This window comes from Fulvivirga sediminis (assembly GCF_016757215.1).
Taxonomy (GTDB): domain Bacteria; phylum Bacteroidota; class Bacteroidia; order Cytophagales; family Cyclobacteriaceae; genus Fulvivirga; species Fulvivirga sediminis.
Genome location: NZ_JAESIY010000013.1, coordinates 13,640 through 36,326, shown reverse-complemented (window position 1 = coordinate 36,326; position 22,687 = coordinate 13,640). Strand labels below are relative to the sequence as shown.

Here is a 22,687-nt window from a genome sequence, read left to right as displayed (position 1 = left end):
GTCTTTTGGCTGATCATGGGTTTTCATAATGGCGTCACCATTTCTGAAACCTTGAGTAAACCTTAAAAATCAACTACGATGCTCAAAAACTACTTACTAGTCACTATTCGCAACCTCTTAAAAAATCGTGTTTATTCATTTATCAACATTACAGGTCTGGCTATTGGTATTGCCTGCAGTGTCCTTATTTTACTGTGGGTAAAACATGAAACTTCTTTCGATAAGTTTATTCCTAAGCATGACAGGCTATACCAGGTTTGGGTTCATGCTGAATTTGATGGTAAGATCAATAGTTGGAGGTCTATACCATTGCCCACTTATGAGGCTGTTAAAGATCGGCAGGCTAATATTGTTAATTCTGCCGTTACTAGCTGGGGAGCTACTCATTTGCTAAGCTGGAAAGATACCCGCTTTAATAAAGATGGACATGCCGTGAGTGAAGAGTTTTTGGAAATGTTTGAATATCCATTATTACAAGGAGATGCCTCTACCGTGCTGGATGAGCCTTATTCTATAGTAATAACAGAGTCTTTGGCTCAGTCATTATTTGGAGATGAGGAGCCTATGGGCAAGCTCGTGCGTATTGATGATGAACATGAATTAAAAGTTACCGGAATACTTAAAGACATCCCCGATAACTCTTCCTTTGAATTTGAATATCTATACCCATGGAAGTTTAAGCGGATCATTGAGCCATGGGTGGAAGAAAATGAAGACAACTGGGGGAATTACTCTTTTCAGGTTTTCTTGGAGCTGGACGATGCAGACCATGAGCTAACGGCTAATGAAGCTGTAGCTCCTTTGCTAACAGAAAATGGACAGGAGGATATGCCGAGATCATTATTTTTACATCCTATGGCTGACTGGCGACTCAATTCTAATTTTGAAAATGGTGTGGCTAAGGGAGGTATGAACGATTATGTGAAGCTCTTTACCATTATAGCTGTATTTATATTGCTTATAGCCTGTATTAACTTTATGAACCTGGCTACGGCAAGATCTGAACGCAGAGCTAAGGAAGTGGGCGTAAGAAAAAGTGTTGGTTCCGGAAAAATGGAATTAGTACTTCAGTTTATAGGTGAATCTATATTTATTACTCTTATCTCCTTTGTGCTGGCCATATTGCTGGCTCAGCTGATTCTTCCTTTATATAACCAATTGGTAGAAAAAGAGCTTTTTATAGATTATCTCTCAGGTGAGTTTTGGACAGCTGCCATAGCGTTCATTTTATTGGTAGGCATAGTGGCTGGGAGCTATCCTGCGTTTTATCTTTCTTCTTTTCAGCCTGTAAAAGTGCTAAAAGGTAAAGTGAAGGTGGGTAAAAATGGTAGTACACCTAGGAAAGTATTGGTCACACTGCAGTTTGGTTTTGCCATTTTACTGATCATAGGCACCGCTGTAATTTATAAACAGATACAGTTAGTGCAGAGTCGTGATTTAGGTTATAATCAGGAAAATTTACTGACTATTCCTATGAATAATGGAATGATCAAAAATTATAGACCTTTGAAATTGGAGCTGCTAAACTCTGGGGTGGTAGAGTCTGTAACCAAATCCAATAGCTCCATCACTTCTATTACATCTAATAACTTTTTGAGCTGGCCTGGAAAACCAGAAGAGTTAAGGGTGATTTTTACCACCATTGCAGCGGATTATGATTATACCAAAACCATGGGCATAAAAGTGCTTGAAGGACGGGATTTTTCGGAAGATTTTAAAAGTGATTCTTCAGCAATAGTCATTAATAAAGCCGCATTGGACATTATGGGGTTGGAAGATCCTATCGGCACACAGCTTGACCTTTGGGGTGAGAAACGTACCCTGATAGGAGTGGTGGATAATACCCTTATGGGGTCTCCATATGACCCGATCAAGCCAATGTTTATTGTTATAGATCGCAATTGGAGTGATAATCTGGTTACAGTAAGGCTAAACAAAACAGATGACTTAAAGGCCTCATTAGCCCAGGTGCAGGGTGTGTTTGAGAAATATAATCCTGCCTATCCGTTTGAGTATAGGTTTGTAGATGAAGATTTTGCTAAGAAATTCACCACTATCAACCTTACCAGTAGGTTAGCGGGTATATTCGCTACCCTGGCCATTATTATTACTGGTTTAGGACTGTTCGGTCTGGCTAGTTTTACCGCAGAACAGCGCACCAAAGAAATAGGCATAAGAAAAGTACTGGGGGCCTCGGTAGGTAGTTTGGTAGCGCTTATTTCCAGTGAATTTAGCAGATTGGTAATTATTTCATTTATAATTTCAGCTCCGCTGGCTTGGTGGCTTCTCAATTCTTACTTAGATCGATACCCTATTCGTACCAATATAGACTGGTGGGTATTTCCGCTTACAGGCTTTATAGCCCTTTCTTTTGCCGTTATTATTGTGGCTAACCAGGCCTGGGGAGCCGCCCGGTCTAATCCTGTGAAGTCGTTGAGGAGTGAGTAGAATAATCAGAAATTTAGTTTCAAGGAGCACTATTTGTCTCCCTTGAAACTAAATTTTAATTTAAAGGCGTGAAGCAGAATGATCAGATAAATCAGCACCTTTCGCGCCTTGCAAAAGCCCTCCAGTTTATTGATGATCATTTATCAGAAACACTTACGCTTGATGAGATGGCCGCCCAGGTATGCTATTCTCCTTTTCATTTCCACCGTATTTTCAAAGCGCTCACCCAGGAGCCTTTTTTGGCCTATGTAAAGCGACGCCGAATGGAGAAAGCTGCCGCTCTACTCATGCGTTCTCATACTTCTATTACAGGTATTGCATATGAGGTGGGCTTTGCTGATAATGCTGCCTTTTCTAAGGCTTTTAAAAAGCATTATGGCGTAAGTCCCTCACAATTTAGAGAGGCCAGTCCGGATAGATATGCCAAAATGGATCATAGCAAGATCGGACAAGAGCCCCTTTCTTTTGAAGCTTACCTTTACCGTATGGAAGAACAATTGAAGTGGTTTATTAATGCGGCCGACATACGGCTGCTGGATAGAGAAAAAGAGCTATTGGCTTATGTTAGTCATATTGGTGATTGTAATAATATAGGCGATAGTTTTAGCAAGCTTTTATCATGGGCAGATAAACGAAATGTGCTAGATTTTCCCAGCACTAAACTGATGCTGATATATCATGATAGTTTGAAAATTACCCCTGAAGAAAATGCCCGGTTTAGTGCGGCTATTACTTTGAATGAGGAAATAGAACAGGAAGGAGAGGTGCTCAAAATGGATTTTGAAGGCGGAAAATGCGTGGCAGCTAAGGTGGAGCTGGTAGTAGATGAATTGGAAAAAGTCTGGACCAGCATGTTTATGTGGCTTAATGCCAATGAATATCAGGTGGCAGAAAGACCGTGTTTTGAAATTTATCATAGTAATTGGCAGGAGCACCCGGAGCGAAAATGCTTGCTGGAGTTATGTGTTTTTGTGAGTTAAGCATAATAAACAATAAGTAATAGATATAAATGAATACCATTCAAGAGGAGAGTTTTAATAAGGAAGATTTTACTGCAGGCCTTGAAGCCATAGAATATGAAGAGTGTAGTTTCCATCAGTGTTCATTTGCAGGAGCTGATCTGAGTAGAATTACCTTTGTAGATTGTGAATTTGACGGTTGCGACCTGAGCAATATAAAAATTGCTGATAGTGCCATGCGCGAAGTGCGGTTTAAAAACTGCAAGCTTATAGGTGCTCACTTTGATGAGTGTAATGACTTCCTTTTTGAAGTGGCTTTTGAAGATTGTATTTTAAATTTCTCCTCTTTTTATAAAAAGTCGCTGAAGAAAACCCGGCTGGTACGCTGCTCTATGCACGAGGTAGACCTGGTAGAAGCAGACTTGTCAGAAAGCCTTTTTTATGAATGTGATTTCGCCGGAGCCACCTTTGACAGAACTAACCTGGAAAAGGCCGACTTAAGTACCTCCTTCAATTTTTTGATAGACCCCGAAAATAACAGACTGAAAAAAGCACAATTCTCCCAATCAGAACTAGCCGGACTGCTATTTAAATATGGGATTGTAGTGAAGTGATGAGGTTTTTTATGTTTTAAATATTTAATTTTATTAACTTAAGTTTATGCGAATTTTAATATGGCTTTCTGGATGCTTGCATGCTTTGATAAGCATAGCAAGTACTAATTACTAATAAATGGATATTAAACGTCTACTTTCATATGGTTATCTATTTAAAGAGCTTCCCCCATGTTTTACATCAGTATCATTTGGAGAGAATTATGAGAGAATTACTGGTCTAAACTTTGAAACAAATAAATGCATTGAATTTTCAATTCCAAAAGGTCAATATTCACGAAGACTCTTGAGTTTACCGCACCCCTCTAACTACATTCAACTTTCGAGACATCTTTGCGAAACTAGAAATTGGAGTATTCTTAAGAGGCATTATTCAAAGAGTAGATTTTCTCACAGTCAAGTTATTGAAAATGAAAAAGCAGGGCAATATGTTTTAAGTAAGAGTAATAGAGCAATTAAAACAAACTATGATCGGCTTGATAATTCAAAAGAAAAGATTATCATAGACAGTTTTGACATGCTCTATGAACTCCAATTGGATATATCCAAGTTCTATCCTTCAATATACTCTCATTCATTCGTGTGGGCACTCCTTGGAAAAGATAGAGCCAAACAGCTGTGGAGGCTAAAAAAAAGCAAGACAACCGAACCAGATTTTCCAATTTATGATTTTGGTGATAAACTTGATAACTATACTCGGTACGCTCAAGATAATCAGTCGGTGGGAATTCCAATAGGGCCAGATACTTCTCATATTTTATCGGAAATCATCGCAGTTTATTTAGATGATTTATTAGAGAGTGAATTTCCAAAGGTAAAAGCATTCCGATATTTTGATGATTACAATATCTATTTAGAGACGGAGGAAATGGCTCAAAAGGTACTAAAGTATTTGCAGCAAGTACTTGCTGATTTGCAATTATCAATTAATGAGAGTAAGCTAAAGGTTCAAAAATTTCCTTTTGCTTTTCAAAATCAGTGGATTAAGGAAATTCATGATGTTTCATTTACCAAATTGAATACAAGTAATATAAAGCAGTATTTTAGTGTTTTATTTGGATTGGCTAAGCAAAATCCTGAAAAGTCTGGTACAATATTTAGTTATGCACTTAGAACCTTTGAGAAACGCTCTACGGAAATTGATGAAAAAAGGTGGCTTGTATTTGAATCACTACTTTTAAAGTCTATTTTGATTGAACCATCAATTTTGGAAATTGCTTCCCGAATCTTTGAAACTTATAGAAGATTTGTATCAACAGATAAGCTAGAAACAACATTAAGGAGGCTTTTAGAATATCATAGTGATTTCAATCATCATTATGAAACGCTATGGGCTTTGTGGATCTATAAACAGTTTAAGCTTGAACTGTCAAGTTCATTTGTTGAAAAACTAATCGATTCAGCAGATAATTTTTCTATACTTATGTTGCTGGACCTTAATAATCATGGCTATATTGCAGATGACGGGTTAACATCTGATCAATTAGAAGAGATCAAGGATTTGATTGAGCTAGAAGGCCCCACAGATTGGTTGCTGTATTATGAGGCTGTAGAAGTTAAGAAATGGATAGCAGCAGCCAAACGGCCTGGATATGAATCACTCAGTGTAGCTGGCATAACGTTTTTCGATTCTAATGCTGCAATAAAAACCTTTGATATACCGAGGAATGAATAGAGCATCTATAATCATAGCCCCCAAACTGTTCCAAAGTTTATAAAACCTGGCGCAAGTGTCCACTTGTGCCTTATTCGGGCATATGAGAATGCGGTCTGGTAATTACATACCATAAAGAACCAAGAATAATAGCTAATACATCTAAAACGTCTGCTACGAATCGATCAGACAGATATGGAAATAATACCTCGGATACGATTGCTAAAAAAACAGTGGTAATAATGATGTCAATGCTATGCATATATTGATCGAAAAACCAATATCGCTCTGCCGCCAGTAGGTGTAGGGCGAGTGCACTCATGCAAAATGGATCCACGTAATAATCAATGAAGGGGACGCTAATTTTAAAAATGCCCTCGAGCAACTGATGACTCAGAAAGATTATAAGTGGCACCAAAAAGCTATAATGGAGAAATCTCTTGATCATAATGCTATTAAAAAGGCTACAATAAGAGAAAATAAAAGAACAGGGCTTAGGGCAATGAGAAGGAAAATACCCACAATATGTAGGAGCACTTTCCCTGTTTTAGTTAAGAAATTATCCCCTGGCTTCCAAGTGGTTAATTCTCGAAAGGAATGAAAGAATCCTTTTGCAGCATTTTTTACAGATGAGGTGTTTGATTCGACTTGACTCATTAGTTTTTACTTTAAAGTATTTTTACAGTAAATTTTGCTGCAAACTTCAGTCCTATGAGGGGTAGCCTCAGCAGTCATTTGCCTTCAGCCAAGCGATTGTTTTATTGGGCTTGGCTGTTTCGGTCTAACCGTGTCAATGATTTCGCTGCTATGGTGCCACTCTGAGAGAGGTGTATTATGTGAATAAATTATGCTACCTGTTTTTCTCCTGATTCTAATAGTTTTATTAATTTTTTTGAGTGTTGTTTTGCCTTGCTTTTAATATCTTCTTCCTTATAGCCAGCGGCCACCGATGTACCATGGAAATAGATAGGGTCAATATAGTTCATTTGGGAGTGATAAGCCGTTTGTTCTAAAGGTTTGCAGAACTCATGCACTCGGAAATGCTGAAAGCCCAGTGCCGTATAGCTACTTTCTGATGAACCGACAGTAAAGCTGGGTATGAAGTTTTTTCCTTTTAACTTATCTCCCTGAGATCCATAAGCAAATTGATGCTCAAAAACTACATCAAACCAGTGCTTCAAAATGGCCGGCATACTATACCAGTAAAAAGGATATTGAAAAATGATATTTTCATGTCTCAATAGTGCCTGCTGTTCTGCATGAGCTTCTATTTTATAATCAGGATATAAGTCTTTCAGGTTCCTGATTTCAATATCTAAATCGCTTTTTTGTAGCTCATTTATAATGGTTTTGTTCGCCAACGACTGATCGTAATTAGGGTGCGCCAATATGATTAATGCCATGTTTTTAAGATCTGTTTTATACTATAATTATTTTAGTTGCTAACCTAGTTTTAGTTTATGTATATTGCAATAACTATCAAAATGGATAGGTGCTGAAAAAATGACTATGAAAGAAGAATGTGTTGGTGATTTTGTAGAGCTTAAGGGGAAAGTTTACCCTTGTACAGTAAGTCTTACAATGGATTTAGTAGGAGGGAAGTGGAAAGCTGTGATTCTATACCATTTAAAGGATGGTTCGAAGAGGTACAGCGAATTGCGTAAAGAAATTCCTTCTATAACAGAAATGACATTAAGCTTGCAGCTAAAGCAACTAGAAAAGGATGGTTTGGTATCGAGGAAGGTATATGGTCAGAAACCTCCGATCAAAGTTGTTTATAGTCTAACGGATTTTGGTAAAAGCTTTGCGCCTGTATTGGAGGCTATTACCGCTTGGGGCAACAAGGTTGTGGCTGAAAAGGGTGAGTTCGTAACCAACCGTGTATAATGGGTATAATTTTTTTTGTGATTCTACAGTTTAAAAGGGTTTTAATTTAAGGATGTAGATGACACAGGTAAAGGAAAAACTGTGGTGAGTGTTCATGCTTCTAATCTTCTGATATAGTTTTCGCGTTTTACGTCCATTTATTTCAGTATGTCAGCCTTCTACTAAATTATTGATAACCCTGAATTAGGATTATCATATTCAGTGAAAAATGGGTTCCGTAGAGCTATGATTTTATTATCTTTTTTTAATAAAAAATAAGTTTAACCTATTTTAATTATCATAATTATTCACTATTCTCGTATGAAAATATGAATCAAATGATGTGGGTCCGGCATTTTATTCATCATGCCAGATGGCCAGATCACCATTTGTGAGCAGTTATATTGGAATGAGGATTTTATTATTGGAGATCTTTCATGTCAGACTCTAGTTTGTGTAAAAGGTGCAATAATTTTGAATCCTGTCATACAGATGTTAACAAGTGCTGGGTTGATATTATTAAGGCCTATGGTAAAGAAAATTGGGATTACCCTGATCCTAGATGCGCTTTTGCTCCAGATAAGGTAAATAATATTCAATTTTAAGATATAGGCATTGGATGAGTATAGATACACTTAGTTCAGGAATTTTGTAATCATAAATTTATGAGACACCTGCTAGTTTTTATTCTTTCTGTTTTTTTGTCTCATCAGATATGTGCTCAAACGTATTACGGAAATGTAGTGGATTCTCTGAATAAACCCGTTGCTTTTGCCAATGTGATTGCACAGCAAGCGGATAGTGCCTTAATAGTTGGTACTGTTACTGATGAAAAGGGGGATTTCATATTAAAGTTGAAAAATGCCGATAGTTTTGATCTCACAATAAGCTTTGTGGGCTACATAACCTGGCATAAAAAGATTGCTCCAGCCAAATCTGCCAATTTAGGAACCATAGTGCTTTCTGAAGAGAAGACGCAATTAGAGGGGATTGAAATACTGGCCAAGAGGCCTTCTATTCACAAAGAAGTAGATAGACTGGTTTTTGAGGTGCGAAATAGTATAGCCTCAGTGGGTGGAGATGCTATTGATGTTTTAAAGAAAACTCCAGGCGTTCGTATACAGCAAGATGAAGTAGAAATAATTGGAAGAAAAGGGGTGAGAGTCTTGGTTAACGGCCGCATGTCTCCTCTAACAGGTGAAGATCTTTCTAACTATCTCCATACTTTAACCTCAGATAATATTACAAAAATTGAGGTAATTACTAATCCTCCGGCTAAGTATGAGGCAGAAGGTAACAGTGGTCTTATTAATATTGTGCTCAAAAAGGCTAAAATAGACTATTTCAGTGGTCTGGTCAGGTCTACTTATCAAAAGTCTACCTATTCTACGTTTAATCTTGGAGGTGACCTTACTTATCAAAAAAATAAGTGGGCCACATTTTTTAATATTGAAGGTTCAGATGGTTCTATTCATGCAGATGAGGATAACGAAATAATGTTTCCTGATCAAAATTGGAATACGGAAACTGATATACGATACTATAGAAAGCAGATTTCTGGTAGAGCGGGAGCAGATTATGATCTGAGCAACCATATTACTTTCGGGGTTCAATACATGGGAGCAGTAAGTAGACCAGATGATGGGGAGAATACTGAAACTAAGGTATTAGCTTCTGATCAAACTATTGATTCCTTATTACAAACAAAGGCTTATTCTGATAATGATAATTATTATCATGATTTTAATGGTCATTTCATAGCTAATTTAGATTCCTCCGGTCGTAAAGTAGCCATTGATTTAGATTATCTGGTCTATAGTACAGATCTAAATAGAACTTTCACTACCCGTACCTTAATAGAAAATGCTGATCCGATCAATTCTGAAACTTTTCAGAACGTTTCTCATTTGGATTTGGAGTCATTTACCTCCAGGGTTGATGTGGAGTGGCCTACTGGTTTTGCTGCTTTAGGGTTTGGAGGCAAGCTATCGTTTATTAAAAACAGGAGTGATTTAAGTGCTTATAAAATGATTAGGCATGTGATGGTTGAAGATGAGGCTCAATCTAACATCTTTGAATATAATGAAAATACAGAGGCCCTTTATACTAGTGCCAGTAAATCTATTAATAAATGGGATTTTAAACTCGGACTGCGCATAGAATTTACTCAGACGGAAGGAAATTCATTAACCCTTAGCAAGGTAAATGAAAATAATTACTATAAGCTTTTCCCTACAGCATATGTTACTTTTAATGCTAACGATGTGCACTCATTTTCCTTTGACTATGGCAAGCGCATAAGTAGGCCTGGTTATTCTAAATTAAATCCTTTTCGCTGGTATTCAAACCCTTATTCTTACACGGAAGGCAATCCTTTTCTTCAACCTTCTTTTGTTGATAATTTTGAACTGTCTCACTTGTATAAAGACAACCTCAGTACCGCACTTTATATATCATTAACTGATGACGGCAGCGATCAGATAACATTGGCCAATAGTGATAACAATATTCAGGCTACTGTAATGAGAAATTTTTTGCAGGAATACAGTATTGGCTGGTCGCAATCTCATACGTTCGGGTTTAAATGGATTGAAACTTACTGGCAATATGATTTGAACTACACCAAAATAAAGTCAGACTTGGCAAATACTAGGGCCGAGCAGGAAGGGTTTAATTTTTATCTAGAGTTAGATAATTCCTTTTATTTAAATGCTAATCACACTTTACTAGGAGAATTGAATTTTTGGTATTCTGCTCCAGGTGTGAGCGGCATTGATAAAATTACTGAAAGTTATGCTGCTGATATTGCTTTTAAATCCTTGTGCTTAAATAAAGATTTACAACTGGCACTGGTGGTAACAGATATTTTCAAGACAGACAGAAGGACTATAAACAGTGTGGTTAATGGCTTGAGTCAAAAGTACAACAATTATTATGACAATAGACGTTTGAAATTTTCTGCTAGTTATAGGTTTGGCAATAGAAAATTGAAAAACACGCAGAAGCGTTTAAGTAACGAAGAAGAGAGGAATAGGCTTTAATGAAATTGCAGTGATATTAATTATCCACAAAGTAAATTTTGATTGTACTAATGAGATACGTGAATTTGGCTATGCAGCACGACTCATCGGACTGTGGGCTAGCCTGTATTAAGATGATAACTGAGTGTTACTGTGCTTTTGGGTTAACAAATATAAATCTCAAAATTATAGAGGAAAAGATAGCCGCCAATACTTCCTTGTCTAGTCCCATATTGGTGGCCGGTTGATGTTCATGGCTCTTAAATAGGATAAAAACTGTCCTGCGTGTACAGATTCGTGATAACCAATTCGCAATAAGTATTTTCCGAGTATTTTATTTTCACCATTTCCCGGGTGAATAATTTGAGATTCATTTAATTCGGTTTCTGAAAATTTACGAACACTATTTAATAAATTTTCTCTATAAGGTTCTGCAAATTTAACTTCATCCTCCACACTAATAAATGGCCTGTTTTCCCATGGAGTTTTGTAGTTGGTCATATCTCCTTGATTGATGATAATATTCCATCCATAATCTGCTTCTAAAACGTGTCTGATCATTTCAATAGCACTCATCGCATTTACGTCAGGTCGCCAGTTATAATAACTGTCAGGAAGACTCTTCCATATCTGTATGCTTTTTCTTCTTATCTCAGTGAGATTAAGAACTATGAGTTCGGTAGGGTTCATTTTATTTCTATTCCTTTTCTGCCTTCTTTTTCTCTATATACTCATCCATTCTGGAGAGTAGGCGCCACCATTCTGTGCCGTCATGGCGTATGTCTCTTATGGCTCCGGCACGAACCAGGATTTTTCTCAGCTCGTCGTCATCAAAACCACCTAATCGTTTTTTTAAAGTATCAAATGAACGATCTGTGTATGATTTGTGGCTTAGGAAATGTCGGGCGGTGGTTTCGGCCATAAAATCGGTCTTATCCGCTTCGCGCCTTATCTTTAAGTCATGAGAGAACTTTTGCCTTTGCAGGAAATAGGATATCAGACCACCTAAAATGGTGCCTAGTAACGTGAAAATCGCCGTTTGCATAGAGGGTTTATTCTTTTAGTATGCCAAATTAAACGGTCTGATGTCATTATCCAATTACATTATTTTAAAAGCCTTATTTTTCAATAGTAAACTCATCTACAATATCACCTTTTTCGGAGCCAATGGCCTTAGCCTTTAAAGTGCGGCCTTCTATGCTCAGCTGTAGATAAGCCCATAGATGATTGGCTTTAGCTACCAGATTCGGGTGTCGGCAGTGCTCGGGATCTGGTGTAAAGGGTTTAGGGTCAGAGCCTATGCCTCTTAGTTTGCCTCCGCTACCCACAGTAATGCTTATAAAACCCTTCGGGTTATGATAAGCTTCTGTTTTGCCAATATATTCCTGTATGGGGTCGCCTTGGCTGTTCATAGGGTTAAGGCGTTCGTAGGTATGGGCATGGCCGTTCAAGACCAGGTCTACCTTTGCTTCTTCAAAAACGGGATATAGAGCTACCACATGATCATAATCTTTTTTATAAGTGCACGATTTGCCGTTGTGATGTAGAAAAACAATGGTCCATTCGGTGTCTTTCGCTCGGTTTTTTAAATCATTTTTAAGCCATTCTACTTGTTTTTCATAATCATAAAAGTCTCCAACCTTAGAATCGAGGCCTATGAAATGGGTTTTTCCATATTCAAAGCTGTAATAATGCTCGTTGTGAGGGAGTTTCCATTCTTTAGTGAAGTCATCAGGTAGCTGCCAATCGTGGTTGCCCAGCAAGGCGTAAGTAGGCACGTAAGGAAACACTTTAGTGAAATATTGAAAAAGGTTTTTGTCATAACGTTGGCTGGAGCCGTCAGGATAAACGATATCGCCTAATAACAGGCCAAAATCTAATGAATCCACATGAGGCTCCAAGGCTTTAGCCAGCACATCGGGCGTGCCACCTTTATCTACAGGTTCACCTATATCGCCCACTGCAAAAAAGGTGAAAGCTGTATCTTTTTTGGTTAAAGGAGAGCGGAACCATAAGCTTTCATTTTGCAGTAGCTCCTTTTGGTTCGTGAAAATTTTATATTCATATTTCTTATTAGGTACGAGTCCGTGTATTACTACTTCATTTTCAATTACTTCAGTGTTTGTAGTGCGGGTGGTACCGGTGGTTTTTTTCCACTGTTCTTGCTTTGAAGATCTGTATTCTACATGGCAAACTTCCCCACTGTCTGTTCTCCATAGTATGGTAAGGCTATCTTTAAAGGCACATTGCAAATAAGGGCTTCTTAATAGTTTTGCATTCGATAGTTCCTTTTTGGGAGAAGAGCAATAAATGCAAAGGCATCCAGCTATTGCTATAAAAATGAGTGTGAATACATTTGATCTGTTCATGTTAAAATAAGGGAGTTTCATAAAACTTTTCTACATCTTTTGTAAAGGTAAGTTTTATGAAACTCCATACTTTTTTATTAATTGAAAAATTTAATTGCGCATTACTCTTATAGAGCTCAGTTCGTCATTCCATCCTTGGTTGCCCAGGCATCCGTCATTAGTGGTTTTGGTTAAAGAGCTTCCAGAGAAGTTGTTATCCCAATATAAAATGGCTTTATACCCACTTTCTACCCTTAACGAAGATACATCGTCATTAGAGATGCCTCTACTTTCTAGTTCGCTCAGGGTATAATCACCTACAGGCAAACTTACAGCATAGCCATTGTAGTTACAGTTTTCATATAGGGTGGCTACTCCACCGCCATTAGGGTTATAAAAGTTACTGATGTATAAGTGAGAAATGTTGTTAATGCCATCAAAGTAGTTGTCAAAGAGCTTAGCTGGATCAGTGGCCATTTCTCCTCCTTCAATAATGCCATCGTTACCATCATTCCAGGCCCAGGGCGCATTGGCTCCACCATCTTTAAAGTTGTTGCCTTTAAACCCTCCTCCAGAATTGTAAAATAAGGCCGTATTATTGCGCTGAGCCCAAAGGCCATTAGGTTCAAATATATTGACTAGCTTATACTCTACATGGTTATCATATTCATCGGCAGGTTTTTCGGCTAAATCATTCATAGAAGGATAATAAATAATACCATCACCATTGATATCGTATTGAGGCCATGCTTTTAGCCCGTGGCCTTTAGCTTCCTGAGCTGTAACGGGGTGCATCTCTCCATTATAGCTAGCAAGCAGCAAGGAGCCATCTATACTTTCATGCCCGTTAGTTAATGGGCTGCCGGAAGGTGTGAAAGAAAAGAAATCAGAATGGCTTACCGTAACAGCTCCGCGTAAGGCTCCGTAAGTGCTGCCGTCCTTTTCTATCATCATAAGCACTCCTTCTAAGTCATTTTCATGCTGGTCTAAGTAATAGAGCAAGGCAATGTCAGTCCAATCTCTGGGGTGGAAAAAAGCATAAATGATATACCAGTGGGTGGAGGTTTCTACTACTGAATAATACACATGTGCATAAAGGTCATTGCTGTAGGTAGATAAGTTATCCCAGTTGTTTTCGGCATTCCAGTCGCCATCATAATTAATGGCTGTGATGTAGTCAGACGTGCCATTTTCGGCATAGGTACCGGTCACGTCTACATCCATATAATGAATGGGAGCCCATCTTTTTACCAGGGCATCAGCTGAAGTTCTGGCTTGTGTGTTGCTGGCTGCAGCTTGTTCTGCGGCAGCTTTTTCATCTGTCATTTCTTCTATGATATGATCTTTACAGCTCATAAATAAGGTAAAATATAAGGCAATAATGGCCTTGCCGAATAACGATGTACGTTTCAGTGTTTTCATTTGGTTTAGTTTAATTAAATGTTTTGTCTACTTAGAATAGGCCTTTTCCTGAGTAGCCGTAAACATTCGGGTTTGAGATTGATCTATCCACGTGGTACTTGGTGCCGAAATTAATCACGCCTTTTATGGTAGCCAAAGAAGCCGGGTTAACGGTTTGTTAAAAGATTGCTTCAGGAGCTTAATAATGACGCTTTAATGATTATTAATATTTTTGTTGATATAATTATTAATATTTGATAATTAGCATTGTGGTATTTTTAGTTTGGTTTTATGAAAATTATTATAGCATTAGTTTTAATTTTTTGCTGGTGCAATAGCGAAGGGCAAGCGGTATTGGTACAGCGTAATACCGAAGTTTATGTAAAGCGTAATAGTACATTAGAGGTGCGTGAGAGTTGTCTATATCAGATAAATAATAGTCACTACGCCCATGAAGGCAAAATAAGCATACCTTATGTAAAAGGAAATACCAAATTGCTCACTGCTGAGATTCAGGATTTGTATGGAAATACTATTCGAAAATTAAAGAACAAAGATCTTATTATTCATAATAATTTTTCTTCTGATGCCTTTCATGCCGATGATATGGTCATGGAGTTTGATCTGATATGGCATGAATTCCCTTACAGGATCAAGTATAGTTATGAGTACTCGGAAAAGGATTATATGTATGTAGCCTACTGGTCTCCCTATGTAAAGCCTAATTTGTCAGTAGAAAGTGCTATGCTTGCTATTCGTCATCCTGTTGATTATGAGGTTTATATGGATTATGATGATAGGCTTAAGCATGAATTTAGTATTGCTGAAGATGAGCGTGTAGACTATTGGAAAATAGAAGACCTGCCAGGAATAGAGGGGCGAGAGAGTTTTGGTTCTCCTGTAGAGGAACTTATTCCTGTGGTAGCGGTGGTGCCTGCCCAGTTTGATTATGGAGTGAAGGGCGCCTTAAGAAGCTGGAGTGACTTTGGGCAATGGATAGATCAGTTAAATGTGGGGCTTGATGAATTGACTTCCATTGAAAAAAATACCATAGATCAGCTCGTGGCAGAGGTGGAGGATAAAAGGGAGGTAGTGAGAACGTTATATCACTACCTGCAAGATAATACTCGATATATTAATGTGGACATAGATTTTGGAGGTATGAAGCCTTATTCGGCTACCTATGTTTGCGAAAATAAGTATGGTGACTGTAAGGCTCTTACTAATTATATGAAGGCCATGCTGTCTTATGTAAACATACCCTCATATTATACTTTGGTTGCAGCAGGAGAAAATCAGCGCAGGGTAAATCAGGACTTTCCCAGTCAGCAGTTTAACCATGTTATTTTAATGGTGCCTTTGGAGGGAGATACCATTTGGTTGGAAAATACCTCTAAAATTAATGCTTTTAACTATTTGGGTACTTTTACACAGAACCGCCATGCGTTTATGGTGAATGGGGTTAATAGCCAGTTTGTGAAAACTCCAGCCTTAAAGAGGGAGGACTGCCTCACCGTGGATAAGTATCATTATACGATAAATTCACAAGGTAACGGAAAACTACATCTGAAGAGAGCATTAAAAGGACCTTTATTTGAAGATTACCTTTACATGAAAGAAAATTATAATAGCGGTGATCTGCACGACTATTTTAGTCAGTATCTGGATATTCCTAAATCAGAGCTGATGGAATGGCATTTTGATTCTGTAGGCAGAGATAGTGATCATCTGCCTGTAAATCTGGATTTTAAGGTGCGTGATCAGTTTCATCATGTGGCAGGTATGAAAGTCCTTAGCCCTCAGGTTTTAAATATGAATCTGGAAGAGCCGGGAGAAAGAAAGTCGCCTTTAAGAATTAATTACCCCATTAATAATGTTGATTCAATTATTTATGAGATCGATGATCTGAAAAAATATTCTTTGGCGTTGCCAGCAAGCTTTGAGGTGGAATCCAAGTTTGGGAGGTTTGAGTTATCGTGCTTTCATGAAGATAATAAGGTGATTTATGTGAGGAGGTTCGAGTTATATATGGCCAATTATCCATTGTCTGAATACAAAGAATTTTACCATTTTATACATACCATTAAGACCTTTAAAAAGGGCTCATCCACTATTTTAACTGCACTGTAATGAGAATATTATTTGTGATTTTTTTAACTGCTCTGCTTCCAGCTTGCTTGTGGGCTCAGGAACATACGTTTTCAAGAGAATTTACAGAAGTTGGTGATCCGGAAATGGATATGAGCATTTATGATAAAGATCCTAATGCGGAAGCAGTGATTTTGTTTGATATAGGTGTTTCTGAATTTCTTGATGAAACCTATAATATCAAGTTTGTTCGCTCTAAAAGAATCAAGGTATTGAAGAGTTCGGGGGTAGATTATGCTACTGTAAGAATTCCATTTTATAAAGATGGGTATGGTAAAACAGAGATAGTTAGAAATATTGAAGCTTATACTTATAATAAGGAAAATGGCGAAATAGTAAAGAAGAGCTTAAACCCTAAAAGCATCTACGAAGAAAAGATAAATGAGAGGTGGAATGTGAAGAAATTTGCCTTTCCAGATGTGAAAGTAGGAACGGTGATAGAGTATCAATATGAGCTTGAAACACCTTTTCATTTTAACTTACCAGATTGGCAGTTTCAAGATGTGATTCCTACTGTATATAGCTGCTATACTGCGAAAATGGTGCCTTTTTACGAATATATCTACATAGCACAAGGTATAAGAAATTTCGATTATCATCACTCTGAAGTAAGTAAGATCAAAAGGAAGTATGGAAGCGTGTCTAAGTCATACGGACAAAATATTGGCAGTGGTTTTGAATTCTTTGACTACGTACATACCTATGCTATGGAAGATGTTCCTGCTTTTAAAAATGAAGGCTTCATCACGTCTATGGATGATTACATTATGAAAATTGATTTTCAGCTGGCAAAATTTCATAGTCCGCAGGGAGGGGAGCGCGAAATTATGACCACCTGGCCTGAGCTTAGTGAAGGCCTTTATAAAAATGAGCATTTCGGAAAATACATAAAGAGTAGCCAAAAGCAAGCAAAAAAGTTGCTCGAAGAAATGAGCCTGGGTGGGCTGGGTGAAACAGCGAAGGCGGCTACATTAATTGAGTTCGTAAGAAATCAATTTACGTTTAATAAAATCTTCACCAAATATGCACACCAAAGTGCTAAGGACTTGGTAGATAAAAGGCTGGGTTCTTCTGGTGAGATCAATTTATTTCTGCTGTCACTATTGGAAGAGGCTGGTTTAGAGGCTTATCCGGTAATATTAAGCACCCGTAGTCATGGTAAAATTTCTGCTGATTATCCTTTTGATCATTTTTTCAACTACGTGGTGGTGATGGTATATGCTGACGGTAAATCTTTCTTAGCCGACGCGGTTCAGAATTTTGTGCCTTTCCATAGGTTGCCTATATGGTGTATTAATGGCAGAGGACTGGTGCTTAAAGAAATGCCTGCATGGGTAAACCTTGAAAATGATATGCCTAGTTATTTAACGGTTAGGCTCAATACAGACCTGAATCTCAATGAGCTAGAGGCAAATTATTTTGTCACGGTTCAGACTACAGACTATGAGGCCTTTGAGTATAAATATAACTATGAAGATAACGAAGAAAAGCTAACGAATGCATTCTTGAAAGACGGCTTTAAAAGTGTAAAATCAATGGCTTCTTTTAATTATGGTAAGAATGATAAACCTTATGGAATATCCTTTAATGCAACATCAGAGCTTGGAGCTATTAATGCTAAAATAATATTGAGCCCGTTTCTGAAGTTTCCTATTCAGGAAAATCAATTGCATCAGAAAAATAGAACTTACCCTATAGACATGGTTTATGCCAGTTTAAGGAAGTATGAAGCACTTATAGGAGTGCCTGAAGGGTATGCCGTGATGGCACTTCCGGAAAATTATAAATTAAATAATGAATTAGTTTATATAGATGTAAATTATGTAAATGAAGGTGAGGTAGTGAAGGTCAATGCCAGTTATATGTTTAAAAAATCTATATACCAACCCGAGGAGTACCCTAAAGTGAAGGAGTATTATGATGAAATAGTGAAGCGCTTTAATCAGCAGATTGCTTTTGAAAAACAGGCTCAGCTGGTAGGAGTGAAGTAGCTTGGTTGTGAAGGTGTGTGAAAATAAAAAAGCGGTATCTTTTCTGGTTTAGCATAGAAAAAGATACCGCTTCTCATTTATAAAAAGGCCTATTTTTGATTTACAGTAGGCCAGTTATCAGTTCTAAAAGGAACTGTTGGCAAGCCGCTGGAGTTGATAAGGTTTCCTTCCGGGTTATCTGCCCAGTTATATCTCACTGCTTTCGGCTCGCTTACCTGAGGTGAATACACAATCACCTGATTTTCTTTGATCTCAGCTTCAGCCCAGTGCCACTGCCGATCTTTTCCTGCTATGGCAAATCCCTTTAGCTTATCGGAATTTTTACTAATGGACAGGCCGTCAGCGGTTTCTGTGAATTCAATGATCACTTTTCCCTCTTCAAGAGAGTAGTTTTTGAACATGGGCCCATAAGCTTGTACCTGCTTACCATACACCATGTTTTCGGCCAGTAGCGCCAACCTTCTGCCTACTTCCTGCTTGTTGAGCGGGTGGATGGTTTCCGCCTCTCCAATATCAATAATACAAGCCATTCCTGTGTTTGGCTGTGTTAAGGTTTTGGTCTGAGCTTCTCTAAGCACCGCCCAGTCACTTTCTGATGGCTCTTGCTTACGGTTCATGTAGTTAGCCAGCTGCACATAGATGAAAGGTAAATAGCCTTGTTGCCACCTTATGCGCCAATCGTTGATAAGCAAAGGAAAAAGCTTGTCATAATCTGTGGCCTCTTTTACATTATCCTCCCCCTGATACCAGATAAACCCTTTTATGGCATAAGGAATAACCGGGTTAATCATGCCATTATATAAGTATGAAGAATAGCGGTGGTAGTTCATGATAGTGGGAATAGTAGGCTCCAAATCCTTTTTGTATTTCCATTCGCCGTTAAGGCTTATGTTAGATTTGTTATCAGTGATGTACATTTCCTCAGCAGGAGGGTTGAAGCCACCGCCACCCCATAAATAAGCTATGCGTACAGCTATAGTGTTTTTTCCTTTTCTTACCGCTTTTTCAGGAATGGTATAAGAGTGTTTCGGCTCAGCATTCCATACGTTTTTGCAAATTTCAGTGCCATTAAAATACAAGGAGTAGTTGAGTTCAGGGTGCCCCAGGTTGATAGTGAGGTCTTTCTCGGTCATGGATTTAGGCAGGTCTATGTTCTTTCTCAACCAAACCATTCCTTCATAAGGTGGTACATCCCAGTTTTTAATAGTGATAGGCATGGCTACTGTAGGCCAGTCAGAATCATTATAATTTCTTTTAGGAATGCTCTTCTCGGTGCCGTTATGGGGGTTGTAAACTAACTCCCAGAATTTTATAAGATCAAGGCTATCTTTTTCTATATGATCAGTGGTGATGGTGTCATTAGCCGTTACCCGGTCTCTGATGACCGAAGAAGAGAGCAGTTGCTCACGGCTGGTCCAGGCTTCTACAGGCGTGCCGCCCCAAGTTGATTGGATAATACCCAAAGGCACATTGATATCCGTATAGATCTTTCTACTAAAATAATAAGCAACGGCAGAGAAGTCTTTAACGCTGGCGGGATCTATAGCTTTCCATTTCCCATTTTTTATCTCAGCTTGCGGTTCCATTTCTTTAGCATGCTCTACTTTCAAAAAGCGAATTTGCGGATAATCAGCATTTTTGATTTCTTCATCGGCATTCATAGCCTGCTGTACCTGCCATTCCATATTAGATTGGCCTGAAGCCAGCCACACGTCTCCAATAAGCACATCTTTAAAGCTTACAGTAGGAGAGGTGGACTCGTTTTCATAAATATTCAATATATACGGCCCGCCGGCTGGTAAGGCGGGCAGGTCTATCTGCCATTGGCCATCAGCATTAGCGTAGGCAGACTGCTTTTGCTGGTTGAGTTCTACCGTGATTTTTGTTCCCGCTTTTGCATTGCCCCAAACAGGAATGTCCGCTTTTCTTTGCAGTACCATATGGTCTGTAAATACTTTGGAAGCAGAGATTTGTGCTTGAGAAATATGAATGGAAGAAACAACAAAAAGTAAGGGTATAATTTTCAGTAACAGTTTCATTTTACGTTTTGATATGAGCAAAAAATTGTCTGGAAGATGATCTTCTAATTGCATATATTGCTAATCTATTCCATTTCCTTTTTACATTCAAATACTATCGGAATATGTTATGAACAGCTTTTACGGATCAATAATTGATGTAAATTATAGTGTAGAATGCTGAATTATTCAGTGTTATTGATTACTCATAAAATAAACGGATATGAATAATTATAATTATGTAGTGACTCTTGGCGCCTCAGCAGGTGGGCTAGAGTCTTTAAAGGCATTCTTTTCTAATTTGCACACTACTTATGATGAGTCATATATCGTAATACAGCATGCTTTAAGATCTCATAAAAGCCTTTTGGTTAAAATTCTTTCGCGAATCACACCGGTAGAATTAGTGGAAATTGAGGATGGGATGAATTTTATGGGCAATAAAATCTACATATGTCCGCCCTCTCATTCTGTGACTTTAGAAAAGGGTAAATTAAAATTAATCAAGCGGCAGGATGAAGAGATAATGAATTTTACGGTAAACGAAAGTTTTAAGGCACTCTCCCAAGAGGTAAAGGATAAGATGGTGGGAATAGTGATGTCTGGTACCGGTAGTGATGGAGCGAAAGGATGCACAGAGATAGAAAAGAATGGGGGGGTAGTATTGGTGCAAGATCCAGGTACCGCAATTTTCGAAAGTATGCCTTTAAAGAGTATTATCTATGACCATCCGGACTATGTGTTGGCGCCGGAAAAAATGCCTAAGCTCATTCAGCGTATTGTGGTAGGTAGTGAAAATAAAGATAAGAGAAGAATAATCAAGCTTGATTTGAACAGTGAACATAATACAAAGGCGAAGTAAATATCGCCCTTGTATTACTGAGTAACTACAATTACTCGTCCATTAGTACTGTATCTATTTGGTCGGTTCTATGCAAATAGATTATTTCATTTATTTCATATTGAGCGTAAGCATTCACAAGTTCCGTTTTGGCTTGCTGCTGGGTTTTTTGTGCATCGAGCAAATCGGTAAGATTGTTTAATCCACTAGTGTAATTATCTCGCTGCACTTTCAGGTTTTCGTCAGCATAGCTAAGGTTTTCCTGAGCAAACTCTATTTGTTTATAGGCGTCTTGCAAATTATACCAGCTCTGCATAATGCCTACAGTAATCTTATCTTGAATGTCTCTGAAATTATTAGCCGCAATTTTTTCTTGAATTTCGCGCTCTCTAATACGGTGTTTGGCGCTGCCCCACCAGTTAGAAATAGGAATACTTAAAACTCCAAAACCAACGGTTTCGAATCCTGTGCTTAGATTAACATCAAAAACGCCCAGCCTGGTAGTGCTTATGCCTACAGCTAATTGGGGTAACCTATCTGCCTTGGCCATTTTGGTTTGTAGCTGCGCTGCTTTTATTGATTTTTCTACCAGCTGATAATTACTGTTGTTTTCCAGGTTTAGCGCAGGAGCGTTGTAAGTAGCGTTCGGAGCAGCTACAGCATGGAGGCTGTCTTGAGCTACCAAAGTAGTGTCATAAGAAATGCCAGTGTACAAGGCGAAATCAAGTAAGGCTAGCTTTCTCATGTTATTCACCTTGCTCTCTTGAAGTAAAAGCCTGCTGCGGTTTACTTTTACCCGCAAGAGCTGGTTGCTGGGTATTAGTCCGGCATCTAGCAGGTCTTGTTGCTGTTTTATCAGTTCATTTAAGTATACTTTGCTGGCTGCTATCACTTTTTGCTGCTCTTGAAGCTGAACCAGTTGCCAGTATTTTTGCTCTGTGAGTAATATTACTGAGTCTACTGACTGCTCTGCTCTTATTTTGCTAGCCTCAATTTGCACTGCTGCCAGCTCGTTGCCAGTGCGTACTTTGCCTCCGGCATATATAACTTCAGAGGCTACGGCAGATACCATATAGCCATTATCTATTCCCTCATTAAGCAATGGAGGTATCGGCTCCACGAAATCATCGAAGCCATATATTCCCACTCCCAGAGCCTGAACGGTGGGAAAGTAGTTGGATAAGGCCTGGCTTTTAATGGCTTCAGCCTGTTCTATGCTCAGCTTCCCGTTTTTTATGTCATTGCTATATTGTAAAGCTGATTTTTTGGCTTCTTCTAATGTAACAGTGTTGTGTTGAGCGCGTACCTGGCTCCAATATGGGGCTAGCCCAAGCAACATCAGAAGAAAAAAGCCTTTATATATTTTATTATTATTCATG

General features: G+C 38.3%; 19 protein-coding genes. 10 read left to right on the top strand and 9 right to left on the bottom strand.

Annotation, left to right across the window (positions count from 1 at the left end; translation table 11 throughout):
• Positions 1 to 78 precede the first annotated feature (78 nt).
• The 4 genes from JL102_RS20025 (at position 79) to JL102_RS20010 (ending at position 5,696) form a co-directional block, all read left to right on the top strand.
• The gene (locus tag JL102_RS20025; protein WP_202246247.1) at positions 79 to 2,448 is read left to right on the top strand and encodes an ABC transporter permease; all 2,370 of its coding nucleotides are present in this window, start codon (positions 79 to 81) and stop codon (positions 2,446 to 2,448) included.
• 68 nt (positions 2,449 to 2,516) lie between these two features.
• On the top strand, positions 2,517 to 3,428 hold the full coding sequence (locus tag JL102_RS24050; RefSeq protein WP_202246246.1) for an AraC family transcriptional regulator: 912 nt from the start codon (positions 2,517 to 2,519) through the stop codon (positions 3,426 to 3,428).
• Positions 3,429 to 3,457: 29 nt separating this feature from the next.
• Positions 3,458 to 4,021, top strand: coding sequence for a pentapeptide repeat-containing protein (locus JL102_RS20015; protein WP_202246245.1), 564 nt, complete (start codon positions 3,458 to 3,460; stop codon positions 4,019 to 4,021).
• A gap of 118 nt (positions 4,022 to 4,139) precedes the next feature.
• On the top strand, positions 4,140 to 5,696 hold the full coding sequence (locus JL102_RS20010; RefSeq protein WP_202246244.1) for an RNA-directed DNA polymerase: 1,557 nt from the start codon (positions 4,140 to 4,142) through the stop codon (positions 5,694 to 5,696).
• 70 nt (positions 5,697 to 5,766) lie between these two features.
• On the opposite strand, the gene JL102_RS20005 is transcribed toward JL102_RS20010, so the two are convergent.
• From JL102_RS20005 to JL102_RS19995, 3 genes are all read right to left on the bottom strand, one after another.
• Positions 5,767 to 5,997: a hypothetical protein gene (locus JL102_RS20005; protein ID WP_202246243.1), complete on the bottom strand. Its 231-nt coding sequence runs from the start codon at positions 5,995 to 5,997 to the stop codon at positions 5,767 to 5,769.
• 122 nt (positions 5,998 to 6,119) lie between these two features.
• On the bottom strand, positions 6,120 to 6,332 hold the full coding sequence (locus tag JL102_RS20000; RefSeq protein WP_202246242.1) for a hypothetical protein: 213 nt from the start codon (positions 6,330 to 6,332) through the stop codon (positions 6,120 to 6,122).
• Positions 6,333 to 6,520: 188 nt separating this feature from the next.
• Positions 6,521 to 7,078 (bottom strand): NAD(P)H-dependent oxidoreductase, encoded by a 558-nt coding sequence (locus tag JL102_RS19995; protein ID WP_202246241.1) that lies wholly within the window; start codon positions 7,076 to 7,078, stop codon positions 6,521 to 6,523.
• A 106-nt stretch (positions 7,079 to 7,184) separates the two neighbouring features.
• On the opposite strand from JL102_RS19995, the gene JL102_RS19990 reads away from it, so the two are divergent.
• From JL102_RS19990 to JL102_RS24165, 3 genes are all read left to right on the top strand, one after another.
• On the top strand, positions 7,185 to 7,562 hold the full coding sequence (locus JL102_RS19990; RefSeq protein ID WP_202246240.1) for a winged helix-turn-helix transcriptional regulator: 378 nt from the start codon (positions 7,185 to 7,187) through the stop codon (positions 7,560 to 7,562).
• A 644-nt stretch (positions 7,563 to 8,206) separates the two neighbouring features.
• A complete protein-coding gene (locus JL102_RS19985; protein WP_202246239.1) occupies positions 8,207 to 10,582 on the top strand; it encodes an outer membrane beta-barrel family protein in 2,376 nt (791 codons plus the stop codon).
• Positions 10,583 to 10,632: 50 nt separating this feature from the next.
• Positions 10,633 to 10,809 (top strand): cysteine peptidase family C39 domain-containing protein, encoded by a 177-nt coding sequence (locus tag JL102_RS24165; protein ID WP_202246238.1) that lies wholly within the window; start codon positions 10,633 to 10,635, stop codon positions 10,807 to 10,809.
• On the opposite strand, the gene JL102_RS19975 is transcribed toward JL102_RS24165, so the two are convergent.
• From JL102_RS19975 to JL102_RS19960, 4 genes are all read right to left on the bottom strand, one after another.
• The gene (locus JL102_RS19975) at positions 10,784 to 11,251 is read right to left on the bottom strand and encodes a DinB family protein (RefSeq protein WP_202246237.1); all 468 of its coding nucleotides are present in this window, start codon (positions 11,249 to 11,251) and stop codon (positions 10,784 to 10,786) included. The two genes, JL102_RS24165 and JL102_RS19975, sit on opposite strands and share 26 nt — an antisense overlap.
• Before the next feature lie 7 nt (positions 11,252 to 11,258).
• Positions 11,259 to 11,606 (bottom strand): hypothetical protein, encoded by a 348-nt coding sequence (locus JL102_RS19970; RefSeq protein ID WP_202246236.1) that lies wholly within the window; start codon positions 11,604 to 11,606, stop codon positions 11,259 to 11,261.
• Between the two features lie 73 nt (positions 11,607 to 11,679).
• A complete protein-coding gene (locus JL102_RS19965) occupies positions 11,680 to 12,930 on the bottom strand; it encodes a metallophosphoesterase (protein WP_202246235.1) in 1,251 nt (416 codons plus the stop codon).
• Positions 12,931 to 13,020: 90 nt separating this feature from the next.
• Complete coding sequence (locus JL102_RS19960) at positions 13,021 to 14,331, bottom strand: hypothetical protein (protein WP_202246234.1); 1,311 nt, start codon at positions 14,329 to 14,331, stop codon at positions 13,021 to 13,023.
• A gap of 270 nt (positions 14,332 to 14,601) precedes the next feature.
• On the opposite strand from JL102_RS19960, the gene JL102_RS19955 reads away from it, so the two are divergent.
• Together JL102_RS19955 and JL102_RS19950 are read left to right on the top strand one after the other, a co-directional pair.
• Positions 14,602 to 16,440, top strand: a complete 1,839-nt coding sequence (locus JL102_RS19955) for a transglutaminase-like domain-containing protein (RefSeq protein WP_202246233.1) — start codon at positions 14,602 to 14,604, stop codon at positions 16,438 to 16,440.
• A complete protein-coding gene (locus tag JL102_RS19950; RefSeq protein WP_202246232.1) occupies positions 16,440 to 18,449 on the top strand; it encodes a DUF3857 domain-containing protein in 2,010 nt (669 codons plus the stop codon). Before JL102_RS19955 ends, JL102_RS19950 begins: the two co-directional genes overlap by 1 nt.
• Positions 18,450 to 18,538: 89 nt before the next feature.
• Here the strand turns inward: JL102_RS19950 and JL102_RS19945 are convergent, their stop codons facing one another.
• Positions 18,539 to 20,488 (bottom strand): sialate O-acetylesterase, encoded by a 1,950-nt coding sequence (locus JL102_RS19945; RefSeq protein WP_202246231.1) that lies wholly within the window; start codon positions 20,486 to 20,488, stop codon positions 18,539 to 18,541.
• Positions 20,489 to 20,690: 202 nt separating this feature from the next.
• Between JL102_RS19945 and JL102_RS19940 the strand changes: the two genes are divergently transcribed.
• Positions 20,691 to 21,329, top strand: coding sequence for a chemotaxis protein CheB (locus tag JL102_RS19940; RefSeq protein WP_202246230.1), 639 nt, complete (start codon positions 20,691 to 20,693; stop codon positions 21,327 to 21,329).
• Between the two features lie 31 nt (positions 21,330 to 21,360).
• Here JL102_RS19940 and JL102_RS19935 read toward each other — a convergent pair whose 3' ends face one another.
• Positions 21,361 to 22,686: a TolC family protein gene (locus JL102_RS19935; protein WP_202246229.1), complete on the bottom strand. Its 1,326-nt coding sequence runs from the start codon at positions 22,684 to 22,686 to the stop codon at positions 21,361 to 21,363.
• Between the last annotated feature and the right edge of the window lies 1 nt (position 22,687).